General features: G+C 71.9%; 13 protein-coding genes and 1 pseudogene. 3 read left to right on the top strand and 11 right to left on the bottom strand.

The genetic code is table 11. The features are described from left to right. Positions 1-2 precede the first annotated feature (2 nt). The 7 genes from WBK31_RS08705 to WBK31_RS08675 form a co-directional block, all read right to left on the bottom strand. On the bottom strand, positions 3-1,259 hold the full coding sequence (locus WBK31_RS08705) for a cysteine desulfurase (protein ID WP_364065713.1): 1,257 nt from the start codon (positions 1,257-1,259) through the stop codon (positions 3-5). Further along, a complete protein-coding gene (gene sufC / locus WBK31_RS08700; RefSeq protein ID WP_364065716.1) occupies positions 1,256-2,002 on the bottom strand; it encodes a Fe-S cluster assembly ATPase SufC in 747 nt (248 codons plus the stop codon). Before sufC ends, WBK31_RS08705 begins: the two co-directional genes overlap by 4 nt. A gap of 4 nt (positions 2,003-2,006) precedes the next feature. Beyond that, positions 2,007-2,327 (bottom strand): non-heme iron oxygenase ferredoxin subunit, encoded by a 321-nt coding sequence (locus WBK31_RS08695; RefSeq protein ID WP_364065719.1) that lies wholly within the window; start codon positions 2,325-2,327, stop codon positions 2,007-2,009. Further along, a complete protein-coding gene (gene sufD, locus WBK31_RS08690; RefSeq protein WP_406674590.1) occupies positions 2,324-3,448 on the bottom strand; it encodes a Fe-S cluster assembly protein SufD in 1,125 nt (374 codons plus the stop codon). Before sufD ends, WBK31_RS08695 begins: the two co-directional genes overlap by 4 nt. After that, positions 3,448-4,860: a Fe-S cluster assembly protein SufB gene (gene sufB, locus WBK31_RS08685; protein WP_364065725.1), complete on the bottom strand. Its 1,413-nt coding sequence runs from the start codon at positions 4,858-4,860 to the stop codon at positions 3,448-3,450. The genes sufD and sufB overlap by 1 nt, the downstream gene beginning before the upstream one ends. Beyond that, positions 4,857-5,555 carry a helix-turn-helix domain-containing protein gene (locus tag WBK31_RS08680; protein WP_364065727.1) on the bottom strand — a complete coding sequence of 233 codons (699 nt, stop codon included), beginning with the start codon at positions 5,553-5,555 and terminating at the stop codon, positions 4,857-4,859. Before WBK31_RS08680 ends, sufB begins: the two co-directional genes overlap by 4 nt. Before the next feature lie 92 nt (positions 5,556-5,647). Next, complete coding sequence (locus tag WBK31_RS08675; RefSeq protein ID WP_364065730.1) at positions 5,648-6,904, bottom strand: multidrug effflux MFS transporter; 1,257 nt, start codon at positions 6,902-6,904, stop codon at positions 5,648-5,650. A 321-nt stretch (positions 6,905-7,225) separates the two neighbouring features. On the opposite strand from WBK31_RS08675, the gene WBK31_RS08670 reads away from it, so the two are divergent. Together WBK31_RS08670 and WBK31_RS08665 are read left to right on the top strand one after the other, a co-directional pair. Continuing rightward, entirely contained in the window at positions 7,226-8,131 is a 906-nt protein-coding gene (locus WBK31_RS08670; RefSeq protein ID WP_406675465.1) for an ABC transporter ATP-binding protein, read from the top strand. Then, on the top strand, positions 8,128-8,916 hold the full coding sequence (locus WBK31_RS08665) for an ABC transporter permease (RefSeq protein ID WP_364065733.1): 789 nt from the start codon (positions 8,128-8,130) through the stop codon (positions 8,914-8,916). Before WBK31_RS08670 ends, WBK31_RS08665 begins: the two co-directional genes overlap by 4 nt. Before the next feature lie 15 nt (positions 8,917-8,931). Here WBK31_RS08665 and WBK31_RS08660 read toward each other — a convergent pair whose 3' ends face one another. Next, a complete protein-coding gene (locus WBK31_RS08660; RefSeq protein WP_364065736.1) occupies positions 8,932-10,122 on the bottom strand; it encodes an MFS transporter in 1,191 nt (396 codons plus the stop codon). 122 nt (positions 10,123-10,244) lie between these two features. Between WBK31_RS08660 and WBK31_RS08655 the strand changes: the two are divergent. Then, a pseudogene (locus WBK31_RS08655) lies at positions 10,245-11,164 on the top strand (EamA family transporter). Between the two features lie 322 nt (positions 11,165-11,486). Here WBK31_RS08655 and WBK31_RS08650 read toward each other — a convergent pair. From WBK31_RS08650 to WBK31_RS08640, 3 genes are read right to left on the bottom strand one after another with little or no spacing between them, the layout of a single operon-like run. Beyond that, positions 11,487-12,155 carry a GntR family transcriptional regulator gene (locus WBK31_RS08650; RefSeq protein WP_364065742.1) on the bottom strand — a complete coding sequence of 223 codons (669 nt, stop codon included), beginning with the start codon at positions 12,153-12,155 and terminating at the stop codon, positions 11,487-11,489. A 13-nt stretch (positions 12,156-12,168) separates the two neighbouring features. Continuing rightward, positions 12,169-13,254, bottom strand: a complete 1,086-nt coding sequence (locus WBK31_RS08645) for an ornithine cyclodeaminase family protein (protein ID WP_364065745.1) — start codon at positions 13,252-13,254, stop codon at positions 12,169-12,171. After that, a complete protein-coding gene (locus WBK31_RS08640) occupies positions 13,251-14,216 on the bottom strand; it encodes a proline racemase family protein (RefSeq protein ID WP_364065748.1) in 966 nt (321 codons plus the stop codon). The genes WBK31_RS08645 and WBK31_RS08640 overlap by 4 nt, the downstream gene beginning before the upstream one ends. Positions 14,217-14,220: the final 4 nt, after the last annotated feature.

Here is a 14,220-nt window from a genome sequence, read left to right as displayed (position 1 = left end):
GGCTATGCGAACACCTTCTGAACGTGATGGAGGCCGCGCACCAGGGCGTCGATCTCGCCCGTGGTGTTGTACAGGTAGAAAGACGCCCGCGTGGTCGCCGGTATTCCGAAGCGCAGGTGCAGCGGACGCGCGCAGTGGTGCCCGACGCGGACGGCCACCCCGAACTGGTCGTCGAGGATCTGCCCCACGTCATGCGGATGGATGCCCTCCAGCGTGAACGACACCGTGCCGCCGCGCTCCTCCAGCGACTCGGGGCCGATGACGCGCAGCCCCGGCACCTCGCGCAGCGCCTGCAGCGCGTAGTCCGTCAGGGCGCGCTCGTGCGCCTCGATGGCGTCCATGCCGACCTCGGTGAGGTAGTCGACCGCCGCGCCGAGCCCGATGGCCTCGACGATGGGCGGCGTGCCCGCCTCGAACTTGTGCGGGATCGGCGCGTACGTCGAGTGGTCCATCCAGACCGCCTCGATCATCTCGCCGCCGCCCAGGAACGGAGGCATGGCCTCGAGCAGCTCCGAGCGACCCCACAGCACGCCGATGCCGGAGGGGCCGACCATCTTGTGGCCGGTGAAGGCCACGAAGTCGGCGCCCAGCGCGGTGACGTCGGTGCGGTGGTGCGGCACGGACTGCGAGGCGTCGAGCGCGATCAGCGCGCCCACCTCGTGGGCCCTGGCGGCCACCTGGGCCACCGGGTTGATCGTGCCCAGCACGTTGGACTGGTGGGCGATGGAGACGATCTTCGTGCGCTCGGTGATGAGCGAAGGATCGTAGGCGAGCCGGCCTTCGTCGGTGACGCCGAACCACTTCAGCGTCGCGCCGGTGCGCTGCGCGAGCAGCTGCCACGGCACGATGTTGGAGTGGTGCTCCATCTCGGAGATCACGATCTCGTCGCCGGGCCCCAGCGCGAAGCGGGGGTCGGTGGTGGCCGGGTTCCCGAAGGAGTAGGCCAGCAGGTTGAGCGCCTCGGAGGCGTTCTTGGTGAAGATCACCTCTTCGCGCGCCGGCGCCCCGATGAAGCCCGCGACCTTGTCGCGGGCGCTCTCGTAGGCGTCGGTGGACTCGGCGCCCAGCACGTGCATGGCGCGCCCGACGTTGCTGTAGTGCAGCGCCAGATGCTCCCGCATGGTCTCGATGACCTGGTTGGGCTTCTGTGAGGAGTTGCCCGAGTCGAGGTAGACGAGCGGGCGCCCGTCGGGCAGCTCGCGGGAGAAGATCGGGAAGTCCTTCCTGATCTTCTCCACATCGAGGCCGGTGGAAGTCATGCAGATGCCTTCGTGTACTGCTCGTAGCCCTCGGCCTCGAGCTTCTCGGCCAGTTCGGGTCCGCCCGCCTCGACGATCCGGCCGGCCGCGAACACGTGCACGAAGTCCGGCTTCACGTAGCGCAGGATGCGGGTGTAGTGGGTGATGAGGAGCACGCCGGTGTCGCCCGAGGAGCGGAAGCGGTTGATGCCCTCCGACACCACGCGCAGCGCGTCGACGTCGAGGCCGGAGTCGGTCTCGTCGAGCACCGCGATCTTCGGCTTGAGCAGCTCCAGCTGAAGGATCTCGTGGCGCTTCTTCTCACCGCCGGAGAAGCCCTCGTTGAGGTTGCGCTGCGCGAAGGCCGGGTCGATGGACAGCGCGTCCATGCCGTTCTTCAGGTCCTTGGAGAACTCGCGCAGCTTCGGCGCCTCGCCGCGGATCGCGGTGACGGCCGAACGCAGGAAGTTCGACACCGACACGCCGGGAACCTCGACCGGGTACTGCATGGCGAGGAACAGGCCGGCGCGGGCCCGCTCGTCGACCGACAGCTCCAGCAGGTCCACGCCGTCGAGCAGCACCTGGCCGCCGGTGATCGTGTATTTGGGGTGACCGGCGATCGCGTAGGCGAGCGTCGACTTGCCCGAGCCGTTGGGGCCCATGATGGCGTGGGTCTCGCCGGCCTTCACGGTCAGGTTGACGCCGCGCAGGATTTCCTTGTCCTCGACGGCGACCTGCAGGTCACGGATCTCAAGGGTGGACATGTGCTTAGGACTCCTTCGAGAGCGAGACGAGGACGTCATCGCCGTCGATCTTCACTGTGTAGACGTTCACTGGCTGGGTCGCGGGAGGTCCGGTCGGCTTGCCCGTGTGGATGTCGAAGCACGAGCCGTGCAGCCAGCACTCCAGCGTGCCGTCGTAGACCTCGCCCTCGCTGAGCTTGACCTCGGCGTGGGAGCAGATGTCGTGCAGGGCGAAGACCTCGTCGCCCTTGCGCACGAGTGCGACCGGGGTCTCCCCCACCTCGACGCCGATGACCCCCTCGTCGGGGATGTCGGCGAGCTTGCACACCTTCTCGAAAGCGCTCATCGCGAGAGCTCCGCCTCCAGGGCGTTCAGCACGCGCTCGCGGATCTCCGCCACCTCGATCTTCTCGACGAGCTGGCCGAGGAAGCCGCGCACGACCAGGCGGCGGGCCTCGTCGTGCGGGATGCCGCGGGCCTGGAGGTAGAAGATGTGCTCGTCGTCGAGACGGCCGGAGGCGGAGGCGTGGCCCGCCCCGGCGACCTCGCCGGTGAGGATCTCGAGGTTGGGGACCGAGTCGGCGCGGGCGCCGTCGGTGAGGATGAGGTTGCGGTTGAGCTCGTAGGTGTCGGTGCCCTCGGCCTCGACCCTGATGATGACGTCGCCGATCCAGACGGCGTGGGCGTCCTGGCCCTGCAGCGCGCCGCGGTAGTCGACGTTGCTCTTGCAGTTGGGCTGCGAGTGGTCGACCAGCAGGCGGTGCTCCAGGTGCTGGCCGGCGTCGACGAAGTAGACGCCCGTCATGTCGGCGTCACCGCCCGGGGCGGTGTAGCTGACGCTGGGCGACAGGCGTACGAGGTCGCCGCCGAGCGTCACCACGAAGCTGCGGAACACCGCGTCCTTGGCGAGCTGGGCGTGGTGGGCGGAGACGTGGACGGCGTCGTCGTCCCAGTCCTGCAGGCTGACCACCTTGAGGCTGGCGCCCTCGCCGACGACGAACTCGATGTTGTCGGCGTAGACGGCGCTGCCCTTGTGGTCGAGCACGAGCACGGCCTCGGCCAGCGGCTCGACCTTGACCACAATGTGGCCGTAGGCGGCGCCGCCGGCCTGCTCGCCGGTGAGCGTCAGCACGGTGGGCCTGGAGGTGACGGCCTCGCGCGGCACCGTGATGACGGTGGCCTTCTCGAAGCTGTTCCACGCCTGGGCGCTGACCCGGTCGGACGGCACGAACGAGGTGCCGAGCCTGGCGTCGTCGCGGCCGACCGTCTCGACGGAGACCTCGGGGGCCGCATCGACGTCGACGCGGACGTGACCGGCCGGCTCGGCCTTGCCGTTGTGCAGGCCCTTGAGGCGGGAGAGCGGCGTGAAGCGCCACGCCTCCTCGCGACCCGTCGGGACGTCGAAGTCGGCCAGGTCGAAGGACGACTTCTCGTGCAGGGTCGACACGGGCTTCTCGTTCAGGCCCATCAGCCGACGGCTCCTTCCATCTGCAGCTCGATCAGCCGGTTGAGCTCGAGCGCGTACTCCATGGGCAGCTCACGCGCGATCGGCTCCACGAAGCCGCGCACGATCATCGCCATCGCCTCGTCCTCGTCGAGCCCGCGGCTCATGAGGTAGAACAGCTGGTCCTCGCTGACCTTGGAGACCGTGGCCTCGTGGCCCATCGAGACGTCGTCCTCACGGACGTCGACGTAGGGGTAGGTGTCGGAGCGGCTGATCTGGTCGACCAGCAGGGCGTCGCACTTGACGGTGCTGGCGCTGCCGTGGGCGCCCTCCTCGATCTGCACAAGACCGCGGTAGGAGGTGCGGCCGCCGCCGCGCGCCACCGACTTGGAGATGACGCTGGAGCTGGTGTTGGGAGCCAGGTGCACCATCTTCGAGCCGGCGTCCTGGTGCTGGCCCTCACCGGCGAACGCGACGCTCAGCGTCTCGCCCTTGGCGTGCTCGCCCATGAGGTAGACGGCCGGGTACTTCATGGTGACCTTGGAGCCGATGTTGCCGTCGATCCACTCCATGGTCGCGCCCTCGTAGGCGACGGCGCGCTTGGTGACCAGGTTGTAGACGTTGTTGGACCAGTTCTGGATGGTCGTGTAACGGCAGCGGGCGTTCTTCTTCACCACGATCTCGACGACCGCGCTGTGCAGCGAGTCGGAGGAGTAGATCGGCGCGGTGCAGCCCTCGACGTAGTGGACGTAGCTGTTCTCGTCCACGATGATCAGGGTCCGCTCGAACTGGCCCATGTTCTCGGTGTTGATCCGGAAGTAGGCCTGCAGCGGGATCTCCACCTCGACGTTCGGCGGCACGTAGATGAACGAGCCACCGGACCACACGGCGGTGTTGAGCGCGGCGAACTTGTTGTCGCCGACCGGGATCACCGAGCCGAAGTACTCCTTGAAGATGTCCTCGTGCTCGCGCAGGCCCGTGTCGGTGTCGACGAAGATGACACCCTTCTGCTCAAGGTCCTCGCGGATCTTGTGGTAGACGACCTCGGACTCGTACTGGGCCGCGACGCCGGCGATGAGACGCTGCTTCTCAGCCTCGGGGATGCCGAGCTTGTCGTAGGTGTTCTTGATGTCGGGGGGCAGCTCGTCCCAGGAAGCGGCCTGCTTCTCGGTCGAGCGCACGAAATATTTGATGTTGTCGAAGTCGATGCCGCTGAGGTCGGAGCCCCACGTCGGCAGCGGCTTCTTCTCGAACAGGCGGAGGCCCTTCAGGCGAAGGTCGAGCATCCACTCCGGCTCGTTCTTCAGAGCGGAGATGTTGCGGACGACCTCCTCGGACAGGCCTCGCTTGGCCGCCGCACCCGCGGCATCCGGGTCGGCCCAGCCGAACTTGTAATTCCCGAGGCCTTCCAGCTCCGGGCGGTCGGTGACAGTCACCTTCCGGTCTCCTTGCTCTTGTCTTTATGTGCGGAATCGGCCAGGGACTGGGGGGACACGTGGGTGGTGCACACCCCGTCGCCGTGGGCGATCGTGGCCAGGCGCTGCACCGGCGTGCCGAGCAGCTGCGCGAACGCCTCCGTCTCGGCCTCGCACAGCTGCGGGAACTCCGCGGCCGCGTGAGCCACCGGGCAGTGGTGCTGGCAGAGCTGGTCGCCGCCGGACTTGGCCTTGCTGGCCGAGGCGGCGTACCCCTCCGCCGACAGAGCCTGCGCCAGCACCTGCACGCGCTGGTCCGCGGGCACCGTCCGCATGACCGGCTCCAACCGGTGAAGCAGGCTCGCGACCTGCTCGCGGGCGAAATCGGCCACGGCTTCGTCTCCCATGCGCCGGGCCAGGTAGCGCAGCGCGCTCCCGGCCAGGTCGTCATAGGCGTGCTCGAAAGCACTGCGCCCCGCATCGGTGATCGCGAACAGCTTGGCCGGCCGTCCGCGCCCGCGCTGACCGCGCGGGCGGATCGTGCGAGGCTCGATCATCCCCTCGGCCACCAGGGCGTCGAGGTGACGCCGGACGGCGGCGGGCGTGAGCCCGAGCCGCTCGCCCAGGGCGGCGGCCGCGATGGGACCATGCTCCAGGATCAGCCTGGCGACGCGGGCGCGCGTGCCGCGCTCGCTGCCGGGCTCCATCGTGGGCATGTTTTTCACAACATCAGTGTGCCGTAATTCCTTCCCGCTGCACAAACGGATCTGACCAGGGACGGGAATGGAATGGGTCACGCAGGGTAGGCTTACCTAACTTTGTCCGTCTTTGCCCGGCCCAGGATCGTGAACGCCAGCCCGGCGCACAGGAAGAGCCCGAGCATGACACATGCCATGGGCACCGCGGTAGCGGAACCGGCCAGCCCGACCAGCGGGGCGGCGGCCGCGCCGAGCGCGAACTGCAGGACGCCCATCAGCGCCGAGGCGCTGCCGGCCACCTGGGCGGGCTGGGAGCCGAGCGCCAGCGCGCCGGTGCCGGGCATGGTCAGGCCCTGGCCGAGCATGATGATGAACAGACCGGCCACGATGCCGGGCAGGCCGAACCCGGCCAGCGCGGCGGCCAGCAGCACCGCGGCGCCCGTCAGCGAGGTGCCGAGGCCGATGCTCACCAGCAGCACGGGAGGCACGCGGCCGGCCAGACGGCCGCCGACCTGCGAGGCGGCGACCAGCGCGAGGGCGTTGCCGCCGAAGATGAGCGAGTACTGCGCGGGCGTGGCGCCGTAGACCTCCTGGAGGACGAACGGCGAACCGGAGATGTAGCCGAACATCGCACCGAAGGCCAGGCCGCCGGTCAGGGCGAAGCCCATGAACCTGCGGTCGCGCAGGAGCTGCCAGAACGTGCGCAGGGTGTGCTTGAGCCCGCCGGACTCGCGCCGCTCGGCGGGCAGCGTCTCGCGTACGCCGGCCAGCACGGCCAGCAGCAGCACCAGGCCCATGATGCTGAGCGCCACGAAGACTCCGCGCCAGGAGGTGAAGGCGAGCAGCTGCGCGCCCGCGATCGGGGCCAGGATCGGGGCGAGGCCGCTGACCAGCATGAGCGTGGCGAAGATGCGGGCGATGGCGGCGCCGTCGTACAGGTCGCGGACGATGGCGCGCACGATGACCAGCGCGGTGCCGCCCAGCATGCCCTGCATCAGCCGGAAGGCGATGAGGGCGGGCACGGAGGGGGCGAACGCGCACAGCAGCGAGGCGGCCATGAACCCGGCGACGCCGATCAGGAGCGGCACCCGCCGCCCGCGTACGTCGCTCACCGGGCCGGCGATCACCTGGCCGACGGAGACGCCGATGAGACAGGCGGTCAGGGTGAGCTGCACCTGCGCGGGGGCGCTCAGCATCTCGGAGGTGATGGCGGGCAGCGCCGGGAGGTACATGTCGATCGACAGCGGGCCGATGGCCGACAGCGCGCCGAGGATCAGCAGCAGCAGCCCGCGGCGGCTTTTACGCTCCTGCCGTACGAGTGTGGGTGGTGCGGTGACGGCTGACGCGGCGGCTTCGGCCACGGACATGCGTGTTCCCCTTCTCCTGCGGTGGTGGCTGTGGCGGCTGGCCCAAGAGAACCGAGGACTAGCAACGGGGTTCTGATCCTCCGAATTCCCGGTCATCTGATAATTACATGTTTTCCGCGGTATTCCAGGGCCTGACGGCTTTTGCGGCGAACGTCACGTCGAACCGCCGCGCGCACCTGGCCGGGACGCGGCACAATGAGGCGCCCGCGAGGCCGCGACCGTCCCTTTCACCTGCGCGCTCACCTGCGCGGCGAACCGCCCCGGGGAGTCCCTAAACTCGTGGCCATGGAATCCCGAGCCGCCGAGCCGGCCCCAGGGCAGGTGCCGGAGCCGGCCGTCGAGATCGCCGGGCTGGTCAAGCGCTACGGCGCCACCACGGCGATCGACGGCCTCACGTTCAAGGCGGGGCGCGGCCAGGTCACCGCGGTCCTCGGCCCCAACGGCGCGGGCAAGACGTCCACGGTCGAGATCTGCGAGGGGTTCCGCACCGCCGACGGCGGCACGGTCAAGGTGCTCGGCCTGGCTCCCACGCGGCCCGAGCTGCGCGCCCGCGTCGGCATCATGCCGCAGGCGGGCGGGGTTCCTCCGGCCGTGCGCTGCGGCGAGTGGCTGCGGCTGGTCTCCCGGTTCTACGCCCATCCGCTCGACCCCGGCGCGCTGCTGGCCAGGCTCGGGCTGAGCGAGCACGCCCGCACCCCGTTCCGGCGGCTGTCGGGCGGGCAGCAGCAGCGGCTGTCGCTGGCCGCGGCCGTCATCGGGCGTCCCGAGCTGGTCTTCCTCGACGAGCCGACGGCCGGGCTCGACCCGCAGGCCCGCCACGCCTGCTGGGACCTCGTCGGCGAGCTGCGCGCGGCCGGGGTGTCGGTGGTGCTCACCACCCACCACATGGACGAGGCCGAGCGGCTGGCCGACCACGTCGTCATCATCGACAGGGGCCGCGTGGTGGCCGAGGGCACCCCCGCCTCGCTGACCGGGGCCGAGCGGCAGCTGCGGTTCAGGGCGCGGCCGGGGCTGGCGCTGGAGGAGCTGCTCAACGCGCTGCCCGCGGGCAGCGCCGCCAAGGAGTCGGCCGGCCACTACATCATCGAGGGCCTGGTCGGGCCCGAGCTGCTGGCGACGGTCACGGCCTGGTGCGCGGCCGAGGGCGTCACGGCCGACGACCTGCGCATCGAGCGGCGCACGCTCGAAGACGTCTTCCTGGAGCTGACCGGCAAGGAGCTGCGATGACCGCCCACACTCCGAGCCGGGGACCGCTCGACTTCACGCCCGCGCCCGGGGCCGCGCCGTTCCCGCGCATGGTGCTGGCGCAGGCCGGCGCGGAGCTGCGGGCGACGCTGCGCAACGGTGAGCAGCTGCTGCTCACGCTGATCATCCCGGTGCTGCTGCTGATCGGCTTCTCCCTCGCCCCGCTGATCGACGTGGGCGGCGGACGGCGGGTCGACTTCCTGGTGCCCGGCGTGCTGGCGCTCGCGGTGATGTCCACCGCCTTCACCGGCCAGGCCATCGCGACCGGCTTCGAGCGCCGCTACGGCGTGCTCAAGCGGCTGGGCGCGACCCCGCTGTCCAGGAGCGGGCTGATGCTGGCCAAGACGGCGGCCGTGGTGGGCGTGGAGGTCGTCCAGGCGGTGGTGATCGTGGCGGTGGGGCTGGCGCTCGGCTGGCGGCCGCACGGGTCGTTCCTGAGCGCGCTGCTGCTCGTCGTGGTGGGCACGGCGGCCTTCAGCGGGCTGGGCCTGCTCATGGCGGGCACGCTGCGGGCCGAGGCCACGCTGGCCGCCGCCAACCTGGTCTACCTGGTGCTGCTGGGGGTCGGCGGGGTGATGTTCCCGCTCAGCGTGTTCCCCGAAGGGGTGCGGCCGGTACTGGAGGCGCTGCCCATCGGGGCGCTGACCGGCGGCCTGCGCGCGGTGCTCGCCGAGGGCGCCGCGCTCCCCCTGGGGCCGCTCGCCGTGCTCGCCGCGTGGGCGGTGCTGTCGCTGGCGCTGGTCTCGCGGACGTTCCGCTGGGAGTGAGAGGCCGCCCGGTGGTCACTCCGGCGCGGCGGCGCGCAGGGCGCCGTAGCGGCGGCGGCTGAGCGCGGCCACCGCCGTCAGCGGCACCGCGGCGGCCGCGGCCAGGCCGAACAGCAGCGCGTACCTGCCGTCCTCGGCCAGCGGGCCGCCCGCCCACGAGGCGACCGCGCTGCCGACGAACAGCGCGCAGGCGAAGAACGCGATGGTGGTCCCCCTGGCCTCGGGCACCACGGCGGTGGCCCAGGTCTGCAGCGAGGAGTGCAGGAACGACCAGCCGCCGCCGAGCAGCAGCGCGGTGGCGGCCACCAGCGGCACGCTGACGTGCACGCTCACCAGGGCGAAGCCGGCGCAGAGCTGCGCGCCGCCGGTCAGCATGAGCGCGGGCGCGGGCCAGCGTCCCGCCAGCGTCTTGACCAGCCGGGAAAAGCCCCACAGGCCCAGCCCGTACGCGGTGATGGCCAGCCCGGCCACGGCGGCGGCGAGCCCGGTGTGCTGGAGCGCGGTGGCGAGGAACGGCATCGCGCCCAGCATGATGGCCCCCTCGGCGAAGGCCAGCCCGAACACCAGCAGCGCCCACGGCTGCCCGAGCACCGCCCGCAGGTGCCCGGCGACGCCCCGGCCCGCCCCGGCGTGCGCGGGCGGCTCCGGCAGCGCGCGCAGCGACAGCGCGCAGGCCAGCGCGCACGCGGCGGGCACGGTGAAGGCCACCCGCCAGTCCACCAGGCCCGCGACGGCCCCGCCGAGGCCGGTGGCCAGCGCGGTGCCGAGCGCGGCCGCGGCCATGAGATCGGTGAGCGCGCGCTGGCGCACGTCGGGCGCGACGGTGTCGCCCACGTACGTCAGGCTCGTGGGGATGACCGCGCCGAAGCAGGCGCCGGTGACGACCCTGGCCAGCACCAGCGCCCACAGCACCGGCATCAGCGCGGAGACCGCGCCCGCGGCGGCGGCGCCGGACAGCGCCCAGCGCATCACCCGCACCCGCCCGAACCGGTCGGACAGCAGCCCCCACAGCGGCTGCGTCAGCCCGTACGCCAGGTAGTAGCCGCTGGCGGCGGCGACCGAGGCCGACAGCGGGACGTCCAGGTCGGCGGCGATGAGCACGAGCATGGGGCTCACCGCGAACCTGTCGAAGCTGCTGACGAACGAGGAGACGGACAGTGCCAGCGGCGGCCGGGCGGGCTTCGCCGGCGTGGTGGGGGCTTTCATCGGTCCTTGGTGTTCTGTCCGGAAATTGCAGCCAACCGTCAGTAGTACCACCTCACGCAGGGACATGTCGTCTGACCTGGGTAAGCTCTGACGGTTGTCCCGTTAGGATCCCGAGGAGTTCCGTGACCGACTTCGCCCTCGACGACCCGCTCGACCGCGGACGCCGCCTGCCCGGCCCCGGCAACCTGCTGCGCACCGCCGCCGACGCCATCCCGCCATCGGGGCTGGTGCTGCTCGGCATCTTCTCGGTGCAGCTGGGCGCGGCGTTCGCCAAGGAGCTGTTCGCGTCGCTGCCGCCGAGCGCGGTGGTGTTCCTGCGCATCGCGGCCGGTGCGCTCATCCTGGGGGCGTTCGTCCGGCCGAGGCTGAAGGGGCTGAGCGCGCGCGATTGGGCCGTGGGCGCCGGCTTCGGCGTCACCCTCGCGCTGATGAACCTCGTCTTCTACGAGGCGCTGGCGCGGCTGCCGATGGGCATCGCGGTGGCGATCGAGTTCCTCGGGCCGCTCGGCGTCGCGGTGGCGGCCTCCCGGCGGCGCATCGACCTGCTGTGGGTCGCGCTCGCCGGGCCGGCGTGGTGCTGCTCGCGCCCTGGGGCGAGTCCGAGACCGTGAGCTGGGCCGGCATCGGGTTCGCGCTCATGGCGGGCGTGTTCTGGGCGGCTTACATCCTGCTGTCGTCGGCGGCCGGGCGGCGCTTCCCCGGCACGACCGGGCTCGCGTTCGCCATGATCGTCTCGACCGTGGTGATCGCGCCGGTCGGCGTCACCACCGGCGGCGCCGACCTGCTGCAGCCCGAGCTGCTGCTGATCGGGCTCGGCGTGGGGCTGCTGTCGTCGGTGATCCCCTACTCGCTGGAGCTGCAGGCGCTGCGGCGGATGCCCAAGCACGTCTTCGGCATCCTGATGAGCCTGGAGCCCGCCGCCGCGGCGCTGATCGGCGTGCTGCTGCTGGGCGAGATCCTGCACGTGCAGCAGTGGGCCGCGATCGTGTGCATCGTCGCCGCCAGCCTCGGCTCCACCAGGACGGGCAGGACGAGCGGCTGACGGATCGGATGATGGGGCCGCCGCGCGCCCGTGGGATGGGGTCTCTCGGGCGCGCGGCGGAGGGCTCGGCTCGGTGGGCGGGGTGCGCCGAGCCCGCGAAGGTCAGCGGAGTGCGGGAGTCCGCTTGACCAGGCATGCGCCACCGGCGGATGCGGGCACGGCCGATCCGTCGTGGTGAGAATGATGGGACCACCGGCGTGCACCGCTCGGGCGGCCCGCATCGAGATTACCTCGATCGGGGAGTGCTCGATCCCCGAATGTCAGAACTTGCGGCCAGTGCAGCGTTCGGGGGTGATTTCCCGCTCGTACGGATTCGCCCGGGTCAGTGCTCCGCCCAGATGCCGCGCACGTGGCCGATGTGCTCGGCCATCAGGCGTTTCACCGCCTCGCTGTCGCCGCTGCTGAGCGCGTCGAGCAGCTGGAGGTGCTCCCTGGCCGAGTCGGTCAGCGTGCCGCGCTCCGAGAGCTGCGACAGGCCGTACAGCCTGGCCCTGTTGCGCAGGTCGCGCACCACCGACACCAGGTGGGAGTTGCCGCTCAGCGACAGCAGTTCCACGTGGAAGCGCAGGTCGGCGTCCACGTACGCGAGCAGGTCGCCGCGCTCGCTGGCCGAGACGATCTCCTCGGCGATCGGCCGCAGCCGCTCGAACTCCTCGGCCCGGGAGCTGTCGGCCAGCCGCGCGACCGTCGGCACCTCGATGAGCTGGCGGATCTCCGTCAGCTCGTCGAGGTCGCGGTCGGACAGCTCGGTCACCCGGAAGCCCTTGTTGCGCACCGCCTCGACCAGGCCCTCCTTGGCCAGGTCGAGCATCGCCTCGCGGACGGGCGTCGCGGAGACGCCGAACTGGGCGGCCAGCACCGGGGCGGAGTAGACCACCCCCGGCCGCATCTCACCCGTGATCAGCGCGGCCCGCAACGCGTGCGCGACCTGCTCGCGCAGGCTCTGGCGCTCTCCCACCATCGGCAGATCCAGCCGGTCCTCGGCAGCCATCCGCCCATCCCTTCTATGTCCACGCCTCGTAAGCGGCAGCCGCGACCACGAGGTCCTCCCACGCCATGCCGGTGCTCTTGAACACGCGCGGCCCCGGGCCCGCGACGACCCTTCCGGCGATCAGGTCGGCGAGGTTACCGGCGAGATGACGAGAGGTGATGGTACCCCGGCCGATCGGGACGAGCAGATCTCCCGCTTCTTCCAGGGCCGCCGCCCTCGCCTCGACGACCACGGTGGCGCGCGCGACGAGGTCGCCGTCGAGCTCGCGGGCGTCCGGCTCGTGGGAGCCGACGGCGACGACGGTCACGCCGTCGCGGGCGAGCTTACCGGGGAACAGCGGGGTCCTGGCGGTGGTGCAGCACGCGACGAGGTCGGCCGCCGCGACCGCCTCGGCCACGGCGGCTTCCACCGCGATCTCGCCGTCGTCCGCCGGACCCGCCGCCCGATCCGCGGCGGAAGCCGCCGCCGGCTCCGGCGCGGCATCCGCCGCCTGACCGGCCGTGACGGCGGGGTCGCGGCCGGTCAATGCGCGGGCCTTCAGGCCCAGCTCGCGGCAGCGGCCCGCGAGCGCCTCCGCGCGCCCGGCGTCGCGGCCGATCACCGTGACCTCCTCGACCGGCCGTACCGCGCGCAGCGCCAGCACGTGCCCGTACGCCTGCGGCCCGCTGCCGAACACCACCAGCCGCCGCGCGTCCTGCTCCGCCAGGTGCCGCACGGCCAGGGCGGAGACGGCGGGCGTGCGCAGCGAGGTGAGCGCGATCCCGTCCATGGCCGCGAGCGGCGCCAGGGTGTCGCCGTCGAACAGCAGGTACGTCCCCTGGATCCGGGGCAGCCCGCGCCCGGGGTTGGCCGGGGCGATGGAGACGACCTTGACGCCCGCGTACGTGCGGGTCGCGGCGGGCATGAGCAGCAGCTGGCCCGCGGCCACGTCCACGATCGGCCGCTGCGGGGTGTCCTCGGGGTCGAGGCCCGCCCGCAGCGCCTCCTCCAGCACGTCCACGGCCCGCCCCATCGGCACCAGCCGCTCGACGGCGGCCGCGTCGAGGTAGGGCAGCCCGCCCATGGCGGCGCCCACCGGGTCGCCGGCCGGGCCGCTCATCGGAGCGTGAACCCGGTCGGGAACGGGTCGGCCGGGTCGAGCTCGAAGGTGTGCCGTCCCGTCCGGTACGCGGTGCCGTCGATCTCCACCACCACGCCGCCGGCCGTCCGCGCGGCCACGCGGGCGGTGAAGACGCTGCCGACGACGCTCTCGTGCACCAGCGTCGCGGTGCCGTCGGCGTCGTGCAGCAGCGCCATCCTGGCCGCCGTGCCGGAGCCGCAGGGCGAGCGGTCCACCTCGCCGTCGGCGAAGACGGTGACATTGCGCTGGTGCCTGACGCCGTCCACGTCCGGCAGCTCCTCGTGGAAGATCACGCCGTACACGCCGGAGAGCCGCTCGTCGGACGGGTGCCTGGTGGCGGGGTGCCCGGCCAGCGCGGCCTTGATGCGGCGGGCGTGCCCGATGAGCGCGTCCAGGTGCCGCGGCTCGACGGTCAGCCCGAGGCCGGCGGCGGGCAGCGAGGCGTAGACGGCGCCGCCGTAGGCGAGGTCCACGCGGACGTCGCCCGCCTGCACGCCGCGGTCCAGGACGAAGGAGGGGACGTTGACGAACGTCACCGCGTCCACGCGGCCCGCGACGGTGCGCACGCGGGCGGTGACCCGCCCCGACGGCACGTCGACCACCACGTCGGTCACCCCGTCGGGCGGCGCCGCCACCAGGCCCTCGTGCACCGCGTACGCGCCGAGCGCGATCGTGCCGTGCCCGCACGCGGTGGAGAAGCCGTCCTTATGCCAGAACAGCGCGCCCAGGTGCGCGCCGTCGTCGTCGGGCGGCACCGGGAAGCAGCCGTACATGTCGGCGTGGCCGCGCGGCTCGAGGCACAGCAGCCGCCGCACGTCGTCGAACTCGGCCATCGCGGTGGTGCGCCGGTCGAGCACGCAGGACCCGGCGATCTCCGGCACGCCGCCGGTGACGATGCGGAACGGCTCGCCGGCCGTGTGGTAGTCGATCGTCGTGATCACAGCG

Origin of the sequence: Nonomuraea sp. N2-4H (assembly GCF_045291505.1) — a bacterium.
Lineage (GTDB): Bacteria > Actinomycetota > Actinomycetes > Streptosporangiales > Streptosporangiaceae > Nonomuraea > Nonomuraea fastidiosa.
The sequence above is the reverse complement of the archived record's forward strand: the minus strand, read 5'-3'. Positions and strand labels throughout refer to the sequence as shown.